This is a genomic window from Brachybacterium timonense, from assembly GCF_900258505.1.
GTDB lineage: Bacteria > Actinomycetota > Actinomycetes > Actinomycetales > Dermabacteraceae > Brachybacterium > Brachybacterium timonense.
Genome location: NZ_LT984895.1, coordinates 2305329 through 2324447 on the forward strand (window position 1 = coordinate 2305329; position 19119 = coordinate 2324447).

The window sequence follows — 19119 nt, forward strand, 5'->3', positions numbered from 1 at the left end:
AACACGTCGTGCAGTTCAGCAACGGCTCGCCACAGTCCTGGCCGGGAACACCCTGCGGGGAATGCACAGGGCATCATGTTCCCTCCAGGCAGGTGGTGGCCCAGGCGCTTGTCGTGCCGTCCTTGGTCATCGCACGCACACGGACGCATCGTTCGGGCAGGTTGGGAGGCACGTTCAGCACGGTGCTGTTACGTCCGTACACCTCAACCGGTTCGGAATAGTCCTGGTAGTTCTCGGGCAGGTCCTGCCACTGCACCGCGTAGTACACGTCCGCGGTCGCTTCTGGAGGCAATGACCACACCACCTGGGCGCGGCCGCCGAGACCGTGCTCCTCAGGGACGATGAGCTTGACGGACAGGTCTCCCGGCGGCGAGATCGAGGTAGGCCCGGCAACGGGAGGCGGGGCCGGCGCCGGGTCATCCTTCTCATCGCCGAACATGCTGCGCACCAGCAACGTGGACCCCACCCCGAGAGCGATCACGAGGAACCCGGCGATGAGGACGAATGGCCAGACCGGGGTACGTCGCGTCGGGGTGTCGTCCTGCGGCGCCGGGGCGGCCGACTCATTCGCCGACATCGGTGTGTGTGCACGGGGCAGTGCGGCTCCTGCGGGACGCAGCACCGTGGATTCCCCGGATTGCGTCTGGTCCAGCGCGGACATGGATGACGGCGCCGACATCGGCGAGGACAGTGCCGGGGCGACGCCCGCGTACCTGTCGAGCTGCGGCTTCGACGGCTCGCCCGTGGTTCCGGGGGACGCCGGCCCCGTCGGGTCGACCGTGGCGACCTTGCGGATACGGGTGTGGGACTCGAGCTCGTCGTCCCCGTCGGCGTCTGCGGTGGTTGCTCCGCGGTCGTCCAGCACGTCCATCTGCGTGACCGGCAGCGAGAGCGCCATCTCGGCCTGCTGGAGGGCACGGCCGAAGGCGAGCGCAGAGTCATATCGACCTGACGGGTCCTTCGCCATGGCGACCGACAACACGCGGTTCAGTTCGGGCGGCACGTCGGGGCGGGAGAGCGGGCGCAGCGGCTCGGTTTCGATGCGGGTGATGAGGTCCGCCGCAGTGTTGCGCTGGCCTACACGCTCGAACGGGGTGTGCGAGGCGAGCAGCGAGTACACGGTCGCCGCCAGGGAGAACACGTCGGAGCGCACGTCGGCACGCGGCGGGTCGGCGAAGAACTCCGGCGGCGACCACGGGATCGACATGCCCTGGGAGTCCTCGATGTCATGGCCCTGGCCCGAGGTGATGGAGATGCCGAAATCCGTCAGTGCCGGACGGTTGTAGTCCGTGACAAGGATGTTCGCCGGTTTGATGTCGCGGTGCAGGATGCCGGCGCGGTGGGCGGTTTCCACGGCACCCGCGATCTGGACGCCGACGCGCAACGCCTCCGACACCGAGATCCGTTCTTTGCGGAAGCGCACTCCATAGTTCGGGCGTGAGCAGAACTCCATCACGATGTACGGGCGGTGCTCGCTGGAGACGTCCGCCTGGTAGATCGTGACGATCGAGGGGTGCGTGGACATCGTGGCCATCACGTTGGCCTCGGACTCGAACTGCTGGCGCACCGTGTCATCGAGAATGCTCGCGAGCAGCACTTTGATGGCCACGCGGCGCTGCGGCCGCAGCTGCCGGTACAGGAACACGTCGGCGAATCCGCCGGATCCCAGCAGACGCTCGAAGTCGTAGCCAGGCAGTGAGGGTGGTGGGGACGGCGGTCGTGGCGTCACGGCAGCCCCCTCATGAGCAGCACGACGCCATCGCCCAGGTCGAGTGTGTCGCCGGAGATGAGCCCCACACCTTCGCGTGGCCGCAGCCGTCTGGCCGCGTTGCCTGCGCGAAGCAAGGTGGTGCCGTTGGTGGTGCCGAGGTCAACAGCGAGCACGCGCCAGCCTTCCAGACGCAGTTCGAGATGGGAACGGGAAACATCCTGCTGCGGGCTGGGCACGGTCACCAGCTGCGGCACATCCGACCCGCTCACACGGGAGGCGCGAGGCCTCCGCCCGATAATGGCGGAGCGTTCCAGGGTGAATGATCCGCCGGTGGAAATCTCGACGCTGCCCAAGACAGGCCGCGTCACAGTCTCGGTGGCCCCGCCGAGCGCTGCACCGCAGACGAAGCAGGCTCCGCGCTCCGGGGGGTTCGCGTGCCCGGCCGGGCACACCACGCCAACAAGTTGCGGCGCTGAGGTGTTCGAGCTGCTGGAGCGCGGGGTCCCACGGTGCGTGTTCTCGCTGCGTGCCGAGGCGGGATCGCTCCCGGGGCCTGTTGGGGCGGCAGGTGCGTGCTGCGGCGCCGCCGACGCTTGGGGCACAGGTCCCGCAGCCGGCACGGGGTGCGGGGCGCTCGCATGGCGCGGTCCCTGCGGCGAGGCGCCCTGAGGACGCATGCCCTGGGGAGGGTGCCCCTGCTGGGGCATGCCGGGGGGCGCTGCCGCAGGTGCCTGCGGGGAGGCTCCATGAGGTGGCTGCCTGGGGGCATCGAAGCCCTGCGTTGGATGCGGGCCGGCAGGGCGCTGCCGCATCTGCGGTGGCGCCGGACGGTGAACGGGCTGCGGCGCAGCAGGCGACGCGAACGAGCCGTGCTGCCACGCGGCAGGCGGTTGTGGCGCCCCCGGAGCGTGTCCCGCGGGGCCCATCGGAGCGGCTGGACGCTGTGGCCCGGCCGGGTAATGGGGGCCGACGGGGTGCTGCGGGGCACCGTATCCCTGCGGGGGCACCGCGGGAGAGCCCACCGCAGGATGTCCAGGCCCGTACTGTCCTGGCGCAGGCTGCTGCGGCGGAATCTGCTGAGCGGCGGAGCCTGGCACCGATGTCGCCGACGGGTATGCCGGGTTCTGGCCAGCTGGCGGCGAGGGCTGTTGCGAGACGTGCTGCGCCCGGGTGGGTGTCGGCGGCCGTTCGGGCATGTGGACCTGCGGGTATGCAGTCGGCGGTGGTGGCGGGGCGGCCGCTCGGCGAGCTGCCGTGTGCGCGATCTCCGGTGCTTCACGGCCAACGCCCGGCACCCAGTCGATGAAATCGCCGCCGATTGTGGACGATGCCGCATCCGCTGTGGCACCGAGCGGCTGGGCCAGCGCTGAGGTCTGCTCGTTCTCGGGGCCCTGCTGCGGAGATTCCGGCTCGGGTTTCGGCTCGGGCGCGGGAGACTTCTCCTTCTGCGCCGGTTCGTCCTCGTGCTCATCGTCGCGCTTGCGCACGGCGGCGTCCTCGATACGTCGGAAGATCGTCTTGCCGAACAGGTCGTCGTACTCGTCGGCACCGTCGTCCTCGGTCTCCGCTGGGAGCGATGGTGCGGATGCCGGAGCGTTCTGGGCGGGAGCAGCAGCCGCGGCGCTCTCGGCGTCGTCCTCGCCGGCATCCTCGTCGTCAATCGGCGCGACGAGGGTGACGGGTGAATCGTCGTCTTCTGGCGGCTCTGGCGTCGGCATCGAGGTGGCGGAGCTCCGCGGGGCTGGCTGCGGGCGCGCGGGCTCCCCCGGCATCGCAGGCTGTGCTGGCGCCGCGGAATCCGCAGACGCTGCGGCGGCTGCGGAATCCTCCTCGGCGGGAGCAGTCGGCTCTGCGGGCTCAGCAGGAGCACCGGGCTCGGGCTCGGCCCCGGCCGATGCAGGCGGCTCTGCGGACTCGGCACGAGCAGCTGGCTCTGCGGGCTCCACAGGAGCAGTCGGCTCTGCGGTCTCTGCCTCAGTCGAGGCAGGCGGCTCGACGGAGTCAGTGTTCTGTGTCGGCGCTGGATCATCTGCCGGTGCGGGACTCGGCTGCACAGGGCTTTCGCCCGCAGGACTCGGCTGTGGCGGAGTCTCCTTAGGCTGCGGGGCCTGCTGAGGCGCAGGGCTTTGCGCAGGAGCGGTCTTCTCCTTCGTCGGCGCCGCACGCCGACGATCGAAGAGAGATGTGCTGACCAGCCGCCGGCGAGGCCGTTGCCCGCTCTGAGGACTCGACGCTGTCCCCTGCGCCGATGCAGAACTGGCGGTGGCCCCGTCCGCAGAGGGAGCAGCCGCCGGAGTCGTCTCGGCGGCAGGCGCGGTCGAGGCCGACGCGGCCGATGCGGCTGCCGTCGACGCAGCTGGTGCAGCGGGGGCCACGGCATCCTGCGCAGCGGGAGCGGGCTGTGCCGGAGCGGGCGCTGCGGGAGCGGGCTGTGCCGGAGACGAACTGAAGAGGTTGTCGAACACACTCGGCCCTGCGGGCTTCTCCGGTGTCTCGGGCTTTGCGGGACCGCGTGTCGAGGATGTGCGTGAGGGCGATGACATACGCCGTGTGGCAGCCGTCGCGGAACGCGGCGACATCGAGGAGAACGATCCCGAGGACGAGCTCGACGTGGACGGCTTGGGCTTGGGTGGAGGCGGAGGCGCTTCGGCCCGCTTTTTCTTCGCCTCCTCGGTCTCGATCGAGCGTCCGTCGTCCTTGACCTGCTGTGCTAGCGCAGAACGCGCGTCATCGTCCAACGATGAGGGGTCCACCAGTGCGTGGACGAAGCCACGGATGCGTGCCATGCCAGCCTCGATACGAAGACCACCGGTGCTGCTCTCTTCGGGCAGGTCACCGAAGGCGACGCGGCGAACCCCGTCGAAGGTTTTCGTGACCACGGGTTCGTCGTCGGTGCCGATGACCTGCTGAGATCCGTCGGCCGTGTAGACGCCGATCGGGGTCGATCCCTTGACACAGATCGTTGTGCTCTCACCGTGGGTGAACCCGAACATCACGGCCTTGAGGTCATCGGGACCTTCGAAACCGGCCTTCTCGATCAGTGCACTCATCAGGGCATCTGCGGAGTCAGGCCGGTCCTTCAGCACGGTCCAGGCGGCGTCGATCAGCGACTTGCGAGCCCCGGGCACCAGAACGATCCAGGCTCCGTCGCGCACCACGAGCGTAGCCGGGCCAGCGCGGAACCAGAGCCCCTCATCGAGGAGGGGATTCTCGGTCTTCTCCGCGCCGTCGGTCGCGTCGTCGGCAGGCTTTTCGTTGCTCATGCGCTCTCACCGCCGAATCCGGGTAGTGCTCGCGGCAGCGTGTCCTCGTCCAGTTCGTGCACCGACGTGTTCGGGTCGGTGTCTTCATCTGACCTGTTACCACGTCCAGACAAGCCCACCACGTCGAGCGCCTCGACCACGAGAACGGTGACGTTGTCGCGGCCACCAGCGGCGAGCGCCAACTGCACGAGGTCTTCGCACACCGTGCGGACATCCACGGGGCTGCGCAGAACGCGTTCGATGGTGGCGTCGTCGACCTCGCCGGTGAGCCCGTCGGAGCATACGAGCATCCGGTCACCGACTTCCGCCGGGATCAGCCAGTAGTCCGGCTCCGACTCCGGCCCGGCGCCGAGGGCGCGGGTGACCATGTGCCGGTAGGGATGCACCTTCGCCTCGTCGGCGCTGAGCTCCCCACGGTCCATCAACTCCTGCACGACGGAGTGGTCCACGCTGACCTGCTCGAAGATGTCATCCGAGAGTCGGTACACACGCGAGTCGCCCAGGTTCAGCACCACCCAGTAGCCCACGCCGTCCAAAGCCATCGTCGCCACCAGTGCCACCGTCGTGCCGGCGCCAGCCTCTGCCTCACCGCCCAGCTCGCCGATCCGCTGCGCGGCCGAAGCCAGTGCATCCCCAAGCTGCTCGACGGTCACGGTGCTGCCGAGCGTGAGCTTCTCAAACTCCTCCACCGCGATCGCGCTGGCGACCTCACCGGCGTTGTGGCCGCCCATACCGTCGGCAACGAGGAAGACGGGGCTCTGGTCCAGATGCGAGTCCTCGTTCGTCGCGCGCACGTGTCCGACGTGCGTGACGGCTGCGGAGGTGACGTGGATGGTGCCGTTGACGGGCGCGTCGGGGTTCACCGGGGTCACTGCACCCGCTCCACAGTCAGCGTACGGTCACCGATCGCGAGGCCGGCGCCATCGGGCAACGCAACCGGGGTGTCCGCGGCGAGCGCCTCGCGTTCACCATCCTCACGGGTGATGGCCGATCCGTTGGTCGAGCCGAGGTCGGTAACCATCACGTCCTCACCCGTGGGATCCACGCGCAGATGGGTCTTCGAGACCGAACGCGTGGAGTCTTTGACGACGAACCGCTCATCCCCCTCCTCACGCGCGGCTGGATTACGGCCAACCACCACGGGGCGATCGACGGTGGTCTCGGTGCCATCGTCGGCCACGAGTCGGATGCGGAGCCGAGGCCGTGGGTGTGCCGCAGGTGACAGGCGCGTCGCTTCGAGGTCCTCGTCCTCGTCCTCGAGGCTGCTGAGGTCCGGTCGGGTGTGCTCGTCGATGTCAGAGGCCAGACGCGTGGCCTCGTCGACCCCCGCATCGACCCCAGTGCTGTTCCGCGGTTCCGGCGCGTGCATCGCGGGCGGCGCGGGAGTGTGAGCGGTCGGTTCCGGCACGCTGCTCGCCTGCTGTGCTGGGGTCACGCTCGAGTGTGGCGCGGGGACCTGAGCTGCAGGGTGTTCCGTGCTCTGCTGCATGGGGGCCGCCGGGCTCGGTTCGACGTCGACAACCGGTGGCTGCCAGGAGCCTGCCTCAGCCGCCGGAGAACCGGTGTCCCACGCCGATGCTGGCGGGCCCCAGTTCGGCGACGGTGCCGAGGTCTGCTCGTGCGGGGCAGATGCCGGTGCTGGCTGTGCGTCCCCCACGGGCGCGGCCGACGGGGCAGCAAACCCAGTGGGCCCCGGTGCAGGCTGCCCGGAACCGTACGGGGAGACTGGGTGCGCCTGCCCGGTTGCCTGCACCGGGCTGTGTCCTGGCGGCGGCGCCTGCCACGCATGCTGCTCGGTGGGCTGTGGCGCGGGGTGACCCTGCTCCTGCTGAGCCGGCGCTGGTTCAGCGGGCGCCCACGAGGTATCCACCGCTGCGGCGGGCGCCGGCTTGTGTGTCTGCTGTCCGTTCCAGGCTGCGCCCGGTGTGGCGAGCAGGTTGTCATGTGCCTGGACCTCGACAGAGCTCTGCCCCAGGTACTCCGAAGCGTCAGGGCGTTCGAAGTCGTCGGGACGAGGATGCATCGGATTGCGTCCGCTGCGTACGTCGGTCACGACGGCGCCCACTGCACGATCGTGGAAGCCTCGCAGCACCTTGCGGGGGTCGAAGAAGATCGACAGAGCCATCAGCCACGGGATCACGCCGTACAGGGCCCACCGTCCGAGCGACCGACCGAAGCCGATCGGGCCGCCCTGCTCAGTGCGTGTGACGCGTAGTCCCATGATGAGTTTGCCGAGCGTGAAGCCCTTGGCGCCCAGGAGCCACCACATGACCACCGTGTAGGCAGCGGGCACCGCCGCACCGACGCCCACGAGGATTTGCGCGAGCAGCCCGGCCTTGTCCTGCACAAGGATCAGCGTGATCCCAATGGTCATCGGGACCATCACGATGGTGCCGATCACTGTGTCGATAACCGCAGCGAGCAGACGCTTGAGCACGCTCGCAGGCTCGCAACCATCCAGGGGGTAGCCGAGCTCCCCGGTGCGCGGCGATGAGCCGTCGTCGGCAGAACCGTTGGCCGGCTGCGAAGCGGTGTGCGGTTGCTGAGTGGCCATCAGCTGATCGTACTGCTCCTGCGTGCGCAGGGCCGTGGCACCGGGGTTCTTCGGCGCCAGGGCGTCAGAGCTGAGCAGCTGGACTCCGGTGTCCGACGCTTTCTCCTGCGCATTCTCCTCAGGCGCACGCCCCAGGTCTCGGGACCGTGCCTTGGGAGTGGACGACCAGGCTCCCGGTGCGTCGGTGGCCCGTTTCTCATACGGCGACTCCTGGTACCGCGCACCGCATTCACCACAGATCACAGCGCTTTCGGACAGCAGCGTCCCGCAGGTGCTGCAGTACCGCGTGCTCATCGGGCACCCCCCATCCTCCAGCGTCGGCGCGACCGTTTCTGCGCACTCGCCCCGGCGCGGCGCCGACGCACGGCCTGAGCTCGTCGCTCGACCGACGCTCTCTCCTTCATGATGTTCTTGGATCGCTTGCGCTCCGCCCGCTGGGCCGAGCGGCGCCGACGGAACGACTTCAGCGACAGCAGGGCCCGTAACCGCCGATGCCACGACACCGAGGACGCCATGCTACGGCGTGCTGCCATGACGTCATTCCAATACTCGTCGGCCGCTGCTGGAGCTAGATCGTGCGGACCGAAGGTGGCCCGGTCGGCGCGACCTGCCAAGAGGAACGCACGTGCACCGGGGATGTCCGCATCCACCGTGGCCGCGATCTCCGCGCGGGTCGCCACCGGATCAGGTCTTCGTCCCATATCGGTGAGCAGATCAAGGATCTCATCCCAGCCACCGTCCACGCGGTCGGCCACACTGTCCCGACCGCGCCTCTGCCGACGCCGCCACCATTTCGCGGTCGCTACGGCGATCACGAACAGGGTGAACAGCAGCAGCGGGGTGAGCGCGATCGCTGTGTACACCACCCAGGCCGCGGTCTCCTGCGGCTCCTCCGGCGGCTCGGGTGCGTCATCGCTCATCGCACCCGGCGGTGGCGAAGGCGGTTCTGCTGGCGGCGGCGGTGGCTGCGCAACCTGGGGGCGTGGCTTCTCGATCTTCTTCGGTTCGGGCTGAACGGGATCGTCGTCGTTGTCCGGAGCAGCATCGAACCGTACCCAGCCAATGTCGGTGAACGCCACCTCCACCCAGGCCGTTACATCATCACCGGTGATCGTCGCATTACCGTCGGTGCCGGCTGGCACCTCGAAGCCCATGACCACCCGTGCCGGAATGTCGATCTCCCGGGCGAGCACCGCAGCGAGCACCGCATACTGCTCCTCGTCGCCGATCTTCCCCTTCGGGTAGTCATCCGCCTTGTTCTTGTCGAATGCACCCTCTTCGAACATGGCGCTGAGCCGCGACAGGCTGTGCCCGGACAGCGACGCCGGCTCGTTCTCGATGCCGTGGGAGTAGTACGCGTCCTGCTTGAGGCTGCGCAGCAGGTTCTGGAACTTCTCCATATCGGAGTCAGAAGTCCCCATCCACTCATCGGCGAGCTGCCCGAACTCGGAGGGCACGGCCGCGTTCTCGGGCATGCGCGCTTCGATGTTCGCATCGAACGTCGCACTGCGCTGCTGCTCAGCTGTCGGATCACTGTAGGGCTCGTACTCCAGCTCGTAGGAGTCACCCTCGGCAAGGTGCCCGGCCTGCACGGCCGTCTGCGTCATGTCGTTGAGGTACAGGTTCTCCGCCATGGACGCAGCGCGATCCCCGGTGAGCCCATCAGTGTTGATCCGATCGGTGCGGGTACCGAGCGTCGGCATCCACACGTCGGAGTACTCGCCGACGGTGATGGTCGACGTGCGAGCGTTCGAGGTCGGTTCATGGAGATCCACTCCCCCCGCGGTGCGCACGAACATGCCGGAGACGCTGTCGACCTTCTGGGAGCCCGCCACGTTGTACACCTGCAGGTCGTACTGGTCCAAGGTGGCCAGGCGAACCTTCTCCCCCTCCTTCACCCCGGAGATGGTGAACAGCGTCTGCTCCCGCTTGTGCTTCACGTATCCGCGGAAGTCCGCCAGTGGCGAGACGTACTCGCGCGGGTCGAACGGCGGGGAGATGCGGTCGCGCAGAGCGTAGCGCTGGGTGCCCTCCGGTGGATCCAAGAGTGGACGCGCGGCGATACTGCCGCCGACGGCGAGCAGCATGATCAGGGCACCGCCGATCACCCGTCGGCGCAGCACCGGGTTCTTCCACGAGCCCGGCCGCACCGTGTCAGAGATGATCGTGGACGCCGACGAGCTCAATCGCGCGCTCTCGAAGCGCCAGGTCAACCACGCCACGGTGATGAGCGCTGCAATGATGCCGCGCAGCATCGGGTAATAGGCCGCCGTGGTGCCGAACAGAATCGTCAGCCCCCACAGCACCATCGGAAACAGCAGCGCCAGCATATAGAAGCGCGTGCGCATCACGATCGTGAAGGCGAAGAAGCCCAGCAGCAGCATGCTGATCCACACCACCGCAAGCACTGCTTGAGCCGTCCCGACAGGAGGCGCCACCGTCAGCACCGACTTCCATGTGGTCACGGGTGCCTTCAGCAGTTCCCAGAGGGAACGCAGCGTCGGGATAGCACCGAACAGTGCATGCGTGGGTGCGGCGAACATCGACCCGAACAGGAAGTAGACCGCAAGCAGTGTCGGTGTGACACGCAGTGGACCCCAGCGGAACCGTGCCGCAACAAGCGCGATCAGCAACGCGAAGGCGAGCGCAGTCAGCCCGGTGATGAGGTACTGCACGCCGCCGTAGACAGTCCGGAATCCGAGCAGGCCCAGGATGAACAGGCTGGACAGCACCAGCAGGTCCACGGTGCGGCGCCCCGTGGAGACCGTGTCGAAGTATGTGTGCGGCTGGCTCATCGACCCACCGCCCTCAGTGCCTTCGGCAATTGGTCGAGATCGCCGAGGGTGACCACGTCGAGGCCTCCGATCGCGGATCGGCGCACATCGGCGCCGCTCGCACAGCGGACGGCGACCGCGAGGATGCCGATGGGCAGCTGGGTCGCGGCAGTGTTCAGCTCGCGGGCGCTGGCATGCGAACCGACGATCATCATCACGGCAGAGGCGGTGGGCGCCAGATCAGCTGCCTTCTGCCCCAACTCGTACAAGGGGTAGTTGCCTTTCAACGGCTCGATCAGCGTGTAATCGTCCATCATGGTGCGAAACGTCGCTGTGCGTTGACGCGCCTCGAGGCTGATCGGCGTCAGCTCCTTCTCCTCGCGCATCGTCTGAGCCGCAATCGAGGCGGCCGCGGAGACCGCAAGTTCGAATTCGTCATCGTCGGCGTAGTGGTCCGCGCTGTCGGCGAGGGCTACCACCACATGGGAGCGACGCGTCTCCTCGAACTGGCGCACCATGAGCTTGCCCGTGCGTGCTGTGGTGCGCCAGTGCACATGCCGCCGATCATCCCCGGGCACGTAATCGCGCAACGCGTGGAACGCGATGTCGGAGCTGGACAGATCCGAGGAGGGGGTTCCCTCGAGGTCACGCAGGTATCCGCTGGCGGCCTCATCCAGCCGCACGGTGCGCGGATGCACGTACAGTTCCTGGGATTTCGCCCAGGTGACCTGCCGTCGCATCAGGGAGAGCGGATCATCGCGCACCGACCGTACCGGGCCCACCACGAGCACGGCCCGCTTCTTCGTGGGCACAGCGAACAGTTCCTCATGCGCCGCTTCGGCGGCGAGCCTCGGGACCATGAACTGGGCCGTTGAACGGCCCACGGCCAGCTCAATGCGGGAGGGCAGGATGGCGCGGGAGGTGGGGTTGGCCACCTCGACTCGGCCGACGGCCCTCGATCCGACGACCACCCGGTGGCTGCGCAGATCGAGAGTGACCTGGTAGCGGGCGCGGCCCAGCACGAAGAGTGCCGCGACCACCAGGGGGATGGTGAGCATCGCGCCGATGACGTTGAGCTCGGTCACGTGCAGCCACAGACCGATGATCCAGCAGGTCGCGGCCACGCCGATCAGCATCCAGCCGATCGGTGAGATGACGTCGAGCACGGGATGAATGCGTGTGCTCCACAGGTCGGCGATCCGTCCGCGCAGGGCAGCGAACCAGCCGGTCTCGGGCGCGGGGGCCGACGGGTCTGTGGTTTCCGCCGGCACACCGGTGGCCTGGGCCCTGGCGTGCTTCTTCCGGGCGCGCCGAGCCTGAGCGCGTTCCTGGGCCCGTCGTTTCTTCTGCGCGGCTTTCGCTGCGCGACGGGACTTCTTTGCGTCCTCGGTGTCGGCGGGCAGAGAGGTCTCGACGTTCATGAGGCCTTCTGCCGAGCCTGAGGCGGTGCCACCTCGCTCAGGATCTTGGTCATCACCGAGCGTGCGGTAGTGCCGGCGAACTCCGCCTCAGGATCCAGCACGAAGCGGTGCAGCCACACGGGATGCACAAGCTGCTTGACGTCGTCGGGGATGACGTAGTGGCGTCCGTGGACGGCCGCCCACACCTTCACAGCACGCATCAGTGCGAGCGCACCACGGATCGAGACGCCCACTCGGACCTCGGGGGCCAGACGGGTCTCCTCCATCAGGCGAGCCACATATTCGAGCACAGCAGGATCGACATGGACGGTGGAGGCCAGCTGAGTCATATCGTTGACGGCCTGCAGCGAGATACGCGGAGTGAGCTGCCGGCTGCGGTCGCGGATCGCGGATCCCTGGAGGATCTGCACGCTGGAGGCGTGGTCGGGGTATCCGAGGGAGGTCCGCATGAGGAAGCGGTCCAGCTGGGCCTCAGGAAGCCGATAGGTGCCAGCCTGCTCGATGGGGTTCTGAGTGGCGATCACCAGGAAGGGGTGGCCAACCTCGTGGGTGACGCCATCAACGGTGACGCGGCCTTCTTCCATCACCTCGAGCATCGCCGACTGGGTCTTCGGCGATGCTCGGTTGATCTCATCGGCGAGCACGACGTTCGCGAACACGGGGCCTTTGTGAAACTCGAAGGACTTCGAGGCCTGGTCGTAGATCGTCACGCCCGTCACGTCGGAGGGGAGAAGATCCGGCGTGAACTGAATACGCGTGCTCGACCCCTGCACGGTGGCTGCCAGGGCACGCGCGAGCGAGGTCTTTCCGGTGCCCGGGGCGTCCTCGAGCAGCACATGGCCGGGCGACAGCATCGCGGTGAGCACGAGGCGGATGACCTCGTTCTTGCCGAGGACGGCCTGGCCGACGCTCTGGACGAGCTTGTCGAAGGTATCGGCGAACCATTTGGCCTGTTCAGGGGTCATGCTCATGAATCGGTTCTGCTCTCTTGATCGAGGGGACAGGGCAATGGGTTGGATCAGTTCTAATCGCCTCGGCAGGGCGATCGGCGGGGATCACGGCGCGTAGTAGCGTCCGATCTCCTTGCCGTCGACGGCGATGCGAAGTGGGTTATTCGAGGACTTCGGGTAGCCGTAGAACTCACGGGGCGTCGTGATGCGGCCGGAGGCGTCTGCCTTTTTGGTGTATGTCGAGTAGTTCGCATCCTTGTTGTTGGAGTACGTGACGGTATGCGTCGAGCCGGGCTCAAGGTTCTCAATGGTCACTGTGAAGTAGGTGCAGTTACCACCGGAGCTGGCAGAGGTACAGCCGCTCTCCTTGTTCGCGCTCCCCTTGGCTTCCCAGTTGGGTTTTCCGCCAGCGATCGTCGGCGGCGACCATTTCTTAGCAGTCGCGGAGGCAGCACTCGTGGATTTCAGCCCACGGGCGTTAACCACTTCGACCTCGATGTTCTGGGTCTGCCCAGAGTTGGCGACAAGCTGGGCTGTCACAGTGTCTCCGCCGTCCGATGGCCACGTCGCACCGTTATCGAGGGTCCAGCGGATACTCTCGATGCCTCCCCCACCGCCATCGCTTGTGGCTTCGATCGTGAAGGTGATCGGGCACTCAGACTCACTCTTGCATACACCGGTGGATGAGGTGATCCGAGGCTTGCCTGGTGTGGTGTAGGGGGTGACGGAGTTGGAGGCTTTGGAGAGTGGGGATTCGCCGCCTTGGAAGCGGTTTTTGGCTTGGACGGTGAAGGAGTAGGCCTTGCCGTTGGTCAGCCCGGTGATGCTGGCACTCGTGGCGCTGGCGGGCACGGTTTTCGAGCCCCCGCTCCAGCGCACGACGTATTCCTTGATCGCGGTGCCGTTACCGTCAGCGGCTTTCCAGCTGATGTTCGCGCGGCCGTTGGGGCCATCACCCTTGCCCTCGTCAGGCATGGACGCGGTGATCTGGCTGGGCGCATCCGGCACAGCCCACGGCACCACCGTGTTGGAGGGTGCGGATGCTGCGGTGCCTGGCCCGACCGAGTTCACCCCGGTGACGGTGAAGCTGTGCTCACTGTCGCGGTCGAGGTCACGGAATGTGACGTGCGTGGTGGATCCATCCACTGTCTGGCTGGCGCCGCTGGAGGCCTTCACGATGTACTGCGTGATCGGTTCCCCGTTGGCTTCCTTATCGCTCATCTTCGGCCAGGCCACCGTCACGCCACCGCCCAGGGGGTCGTTCACGCGGCTGGCTTCGAGCTTTCCACCGGGTTTCCCGGGACGGCCGGCGGGGTGCTCGGGCTTGGACCAGGCCGACCAGTCCGAGGGCTCATCGGCGAGGTTGTGGGCCCGAACCCGGAAGCTGTAGTCCACACCGTTGGTCAGCCCGTCCCATGTCAGCTGCCGTCCCGAGCCTTCCAGCACGCGCGTGTCGAGGGCGCCGCTGGCGCCGTCGCGGATCTGCACGTCGTATTTCTGAATGGCCGAGCCCTCGTTGACCGGGGCACCCCAGGAGACGGTCAGTTTCGAGTCACCCCGTTCGGCGGTGGGAGCTGGTGGCGCTTCGGGGCGCACGTCCGGTCGAGCTACCGCACTCGGCGTGGAGGGATCTGACTCTCCCACCTCGTTGATCGCCACCACCTGGAAGGTGTACTCGACGTCGTTGGTCAGTCCAGTGATGGTGCAAGAGGTCGAGGGGCAATCCTGGGCAACAGCAGGCCCACTCGCGCTGCGCACCTGGTAGCCGGTGATCGGTGCACCGTTATCGGCACCGGCTGTGAACTGCAGTTCCACCGTGCCGTTACCGATCTGGCCAATACGCGGCGCGGATGGCGGCTCAGGGTATCCGCGCACGGTCGTGCGGATCTCGCCGGTGACTTCCCGGGCAGGGTCGCCCGTGGTGTCCTGCACGGTGTAGGTGGCAGTGAGGATGCCGTGGAAATCCTTATCCGGGGCAACGCTCACCTCATTCCCGGTGACCTGCACGCTCCCCGACCCCGACGCGAGGCTCGCACCGGTGAGTTTGAGTTCCCCGTCGGGGAAGGGGTTGGAGTCATTGGCGAGCACAGGGATCGACTGGCTCTGGCCAGCATCGATCGTCGCCTCGTCCCGCACTGCCGCCACCAGGGGCCTGGACGAGGACACCACCCGCACCTGCACGGACGCCGCGACCGGATCATTGGTGCCGTCGCTGACCGTGACGGGAATGGAGAGGGAGGTACCGGGACGAGTCTTCGCGTCAGCGCTCGCGCTAAGGGTCGAGCCCTGCAGCGCAACATCAATCTGTGGGTTCGCGGTGTAGTCACCCAGTGCGTAGGTGAGCTCCTCGCCCTCGGGGTCTTTCGCCCCGGAGGAGAGGTCGACCGTGACCTCCGGGCCGCCGGGTTCGGGCTCGATAATGGTGCCCTGCAGGGTCGGCGGAAGGTTTGATTCCTCGGACTTCACGGTGACGGGGATCTGTAGGGTCGCACTCGCGGCCGTTGCGTCACCGACCTCACCATCAGTGACCTCCACCGTGATCGTGTCCGGGCCGGAGTATCCCTGGGCCGGTCGATACACCAGCGTGGAGCCGTCCTGCACGAGCTGCGAGCCATCGGTGTGCTCGGCGGACACCAGGTACGGGTCCGTGATCTGTGCCGGCTGCGCCCCTGGCCGCACGCGCACATTCTCCGGGTCACTGAGGTCGATGCGGGTCTCGCCGCCGTCCTTTGCTTCTACCGTGCCACCTACCCACACGGGGGCCTGCTTCGCGGTGCCGGGGATCCACACATACCCGTAAGAGGTCAGGTCGTCGGGGTCTGTCAGTTTGTAGCGCACGCGGGTCAGCTCGCTAGGCGGTTTTACCCGCAGCACACCACCCTCGAGAAGCTCAGCGCCGTCGGGGCCGTCCATGAGCTCCACGGTGAGCTCGTTCACGGATCCATCTGGGTCGCTGTCGTTGGCCAGGACGTCAATGTCGATGTACTCGGCATCCGGGTCAAGCACGTCGGCGGCCTCAACGAAGTCGTCGCGCGCAATCGGCGCACGCAGCTGCGCGTTCTCGTCAACCTTCACCGTGATCATGCCGGGACTGGTCAACTGCCCATCAGAAGCGGCATACAGCACCGTATGCGTCCCCGATTCAGAGGGAGTCCGCACGGTCACCATGCCCTCTTGAGAACCGGCAGGATCCACCACCTCAATATCGGTGGTCGCCTCAACCTGGGAGTGGTCGACGCTGAGAGGCTGCCCCTCCGGGTCGGTGTCGTTAGCGAGGACAGGGATCTGCAGTTCACGGTCCGGGCGCGCCTCGATGGCGTCGTCCACCGCGAACGGCGGTTGGTTCTGCTTCGCTGGCTCAGCAATACCGACAAGCACCTCCGCAGTGCCGATCGCACCGTGGCGGTCCATCACCTGGTAACGGAACCGATCAGTACCCACCTCGCCCTCGTGCGGCACGTACTCGATCCACTCACCTGTTGCTTTGGTGACGTCGCCCCGTGTGGGCGTGGGCGAGGTTGTGCCCATCAAGACGATGGAATCACCATCAGGATCGATACCGGTCGTCCGCACCGGGATCCGCACCGGCGTACCAGCAACCGTGCGGGCTGTCAGATTCTCCGGCCGCGGCGGCTCGTTCCCCGCATCAGCAGGCACAATTCGGATCGAAAGACGAGCTGAGCCCGTACGGCCGGTCGCATCGACCGTCTCATACGTCAGGTGCGCCTCTCCCTCCGCATCGTCATTCGCCGTGAAACGGATCATGTCCTGCGTCGTCTCGACATGGCCGAGGCCATCAGCGGCCTCTGTCTGAGTGAGCTTGCCCAGCGAGAGCGATGCGTCCGTGGGCGAGACATCATTACTGAGCACAGGCACGATCACCATGTCCCCAGCACGCACAACAGCCTGGTCCGGCACGGCGATGGGATTCGCGAACTGCGTGTCCACCTGGGCAATCATCACCCGGACGGTGCCAGTGGTCGAGCCAGCAGAGTTGGCAACCTCGTACTCAAGCGGAACCGGCTCCTCGCTGACCTTCGCATTCGGTTCCGCTTCGATCCGCACCAGATGATGGTCGATCACCGTGGCCTTCACCCCGGACTGTGGCGGCACGGTGATGCGGTTGACCACGAGCACCCCACCGGTGGGGTCCACGTCATTACTCAGAGGATCCACCAACGTATCCGAACCTGAGATCACCGCACCCATGTCATCAACAGCAACCGGCACAAGATCCTCGTCCGCCGCCTCCACGACATCGACGCGAATCAATCCCAGCGAGCTGGAGGATGCACCGCTGGACGCCACCGTGTACTCCAGGTAATGCGTGCCCGGAGAACCGGCTGTCAGGTTGACAGTCCCGGCCTCCAACGATGCATCAATGTCGAGCCCCTCAGATTCAGAGACGTGGGTGAGCTCGAGCTTGCCGCCATTGGGGTTGAGATCATTGCCAAGAGGTTTGATCGTGGTGGAACGCCCAGCGACGATCTGCGCATGATCAGCAGTCGTGATCGGCGCAAGGTCACTTTCCTCCACCACATCGACCTGCAACACACCTTCAGCGGATGCGCCGTGCTCATCACGGAAAACCAGATCCACCTGCTTCTCACCAGTGGCAAGACCCGCATCCGTGAAGGTGATCAGGCCATCGGCGCGGAAAGACACGACGTCTTCAGGCTCGATCGTCGCCCCGGCCAGGTAGAAGGCGTCGCCGTCGGGGTCCTCCCAGTACGGCAGGATGTTGAAAGACACTTCCTCGCCGGAGCGCACCTTCACCTTCGGCACCGTGTCCTGCGCCAGACGCGGCTCGCTGTTCTCTGTATCCGGCACCACGTTCACGGTCACATTCGCGGTGTCCTTACCGCCGCGCCCGTCGTCGGCCGTGTACTCGAACGTTGCCGAACCCGACGCGTCTGGCTTCACCTCGATCTGCAGCTGCGTGCCGCCCTGAATCGGTGTCACCGTCCCGATTCCCGGTTGGTCCGAGCTCACCGACACTGTCAGCACGTCACCATCCGGGTCCGTGTCGTTACGCACCACCGGCAGCACCACGCTGGCTCCCGCGCGCACTCCGAACTCATCATCATTCGCTACCGGCGGATGATTCTCCTGATCACGTTCCTTCGCCACATTCGTGATCGTCGAGGTCAGAGTCTCCTCTTCCTTCTCCTGCTGCTGATCCGTCTTGATCTCCTGCTGGATCTGCCACTCATCCACCAGCTGCATATCCTGCGCGATCATCCACGCCAACCCGAACTGCTGGTCGTTCAGCACCACGAGGTCACGGTTCTGCCTCAGCACCAGGTCTCCATCACCCTTGGCGCCGTCGATCACCTCACTGACCGCCTCAGAGCCCCCGCACGCGCGCACGTAGGCTCTCGATCCGTTCCACGCCGCGTAGTTGCAGTCCTTCATCTGCACCGGGGCAACCGGTTCGCCGGTTCCCGCAGCTGAAAAAGAGGCCACCTTCCCGCCACCAAGCGGAACATCCAAGAGCGCGTCCGGGGTCGCCACGAGCACGCTGTCACCAGTCGGCGAGGGCTGCTGCAACCGAAGCCCGGAAAAATCGGTCACTCCCTCCCCCGTCAGATCAATCTCTTTCGCTTTGCGCCCCACCCGCAGCAAACGATTCTCCCGGTCCAGTACCACCGGTGTCTCCCCCACCGATGACAACTCCACCGACTCCGCATCCGAAGACACGCCCCCCACAGTCACCGTCGAGGACACCTTCGAATCCGACGCCTCCCCCGCACGCTCAATCACGCTGAGCGTCTCACCGTCCAAGACCAGTACCGTGCCCGCACTGGTCACCGACACCACCGGTTCTTTCTTCCCCTCCACAACCGGCTTCATCGCGCCCGGATCAAACGCCGCCGCTTCCGACACCGACAACACCCACACCCGACCATCTGCCATTGCAATCGCGACACGGTCCCCGCCAAGCGCCACCTGCGTCCCCGGTGCGAGCTCCACAGTGCCACCACGCTTGACCAGCGAAGCATCAATAGGCGTCAGTCCCCGAGCACCCCGCTCGAACACCGCATATCCCGACTGCAACACGTCAAGGTCATCCCCCACCGACGTGACCCGCGCATCCAACTCTCGCGCGTCCACATTGACACGCCCCATCAAACCGTCCTGACGGTTCAGCACCCACACCCCGCCATCGGACACATCAATATCCGACGAACTCAAACCTTCAAACCGCAGTGCCAGACCAGCCACCACCAGCCCCAGGACCGCCAGCACCACAGCCGACACCACCGAGCTACGCCGGCGACGCCGACCGCCAACCCCCGACGTGACCGACATGAACTCCCCCGTGTAACGTGTTCTGACCCTCGAACCGCTCCAGCAGCGGTATCGGACACAAGGGCCAGATCTCAAGCCTACGACCCCATCATGCCGCTGACCAGCCGGTCAACCGAACACGCGGACAATCACCG

8 protein-coding genes are annotated in these 19119 nt (G+C 66.5%); all 8 read right to left on the minus strand.

What is annotated here, in order from left to right; all coding sequences use genetic code 11:
• Window positions 1-73: 73 nt before the first annotated feature.
• The 8 genes from C8271_RS10250 to C8271_RS10285 all read right to left on the minus strand — a co-directional run bounded on the left by C8271_RS10250 (window position 74) and on the right by C8271_RS10285 (window position 18985).
• On the minus strand, window positions 74-1729 hold the full coding sequence (locus C8271_RS10250) for a serine/threonine-protein kinase (protein WP_106507198.1): 1656 nt from the start codon (window positions 1727-1729) through the stop codon (window positions 74-76).
• The gene (locus C8271_RS10255; protein ID WP_106507199.1) at window positions 1726-4974 is read right to left on the minus strand and encodes an FHA domain-containing protein; all 3249 of its coding nucleotides are present in this window, start codon (window positions 4972-4974) and stop codon (window positions 1726-1728) included. Before C8271_RS10255 ends, C8271_RS10250 begins: the two co-directional genes overlap by 4 nt.
• Window positions 4971-5846 carry a PP2C family protein-serine/threonine phosphatase gene (locus C8271_RS10260; protein WP_106507200.1) on the minus strand — a complete coding sequence of 292 codons (876 nt, stop codon included), beginning with the start codon at window positions 5844-5846 and terminating at the stop codon, window positions 4971-4973. Before C8271_RS10260 ends, C8271_RS10255 begins: the two co-directional genes overlap by 4 nt.
• Window positions 5843-7822, minus strand: coding sequence for an RDD family protein (locus C8271_RS10265; RefSeq protein WP_106507201.1), 1980 nt, complete (start codon window positions 7820-7822; stop codon window positions 5843-5845). Before C8271_RS10265 ends, C8271_RS10260 begins: the two co-directional genes overlap by 4 nt.
• A complete protein-coding gene (locus C8271_RS10270; protein ID WP_106507202.1) occupies window positions 7819-10323 on the minus strand; it encodes a transglutaminase domain-containing protein in 2505 nt (834 codons plus the stop codon). Before C8271_RS10270 ends, C8271_RS10265 begins: the two co-directional genes overlap by 4 nt.
• Window positions 10320-11723 (minus strand): DUF58 domain-containing protein, encoded by a 1404-nt coding sequence (locus C8271_RS10275; RefSeq protein WP_106507203.1) that lies wholly within the window; start codon window positions 11721-11723, stop codon window positions 10320-10322. The genes C8271_RS10270 and C8271_RS10275 overlap by 4 nt, the downstream gene beginning before the upstream one ends.
• Window positions 11720-12694 carry an AAA family ATPase gene (locus C8271_RS10280; protein WP_170957859.1) on the minus strand — a complete coding sequence of 325 codons (975 nt, stop codon included), beginning with the start codon at window positions 12692-12694 and terminating at the stop codon, window positions 11720-11722. Before C8271_RS10280 ends, C8271_RS10275 begins: the two co-directional genes overlap by 4 nt.
• 84 nt (window positions 12695-12778) lie before the next feature.
• Window positions 12779-18985: an Ig-like domain-containing protein gene (locus C8271_RS10285; protein ID WP_245921097.1), complete on the minus strand. Its 6207-nt coding sequence runs from the start codon at window positions 18983-18985 to the stop codon at window positions 12779-12781.
• Window positions 18986-19119: the final 134 nt, after the last annotated feature.

Excerpts from the sequence above, each read along its gene's own strand:
- C8271_RS10255 (WP_106507199.1), bottom strand. The coding sequence starts at position 4,974 with ATGAGCAACGAAAAGCCTGCCGACGACGCGACCGACGGCGCGGAGAAG.
- C8271_RS10265 (WP_106507201.1), bottom strand. The coding sequence starts at position 7,822 with ATGAGCACGCGGTACTGCAGCACCTGCGGGACGCTGCTGTCCGAAAGC.
- C8271_RS10270 (WP_106507202.1), bottom strand. The coding sequence starts at position 10,323 with ATGAGCCAGCCGCACACATACTTCGACACGGTCTCCACGGGGCGCCGC.
- C8271_RS10275 (WP_106507203.1), bottom strand. The coding sequence starts at position 11,723 with ATGAACGTCGAGACCTCTCTGCCCGCCGACACCGAGGACGCAAAGAAG.
- C8271_RS10285 (WP_245921097.1), bottom strand. The coding sequence starts at position 18,985 with ATGTCGGTCACGTCGGGGGTTGGCGGTCGGCGTCGCCGGCGTAGCTCG.
- C8271_RS10280 (WP_170957859.1), bottom strand. The coding sequence starts at position 12,694 with ATGAGCATGACCCCTGAACAGGCCAAATGGTTCGCCGATACCTTCGAC.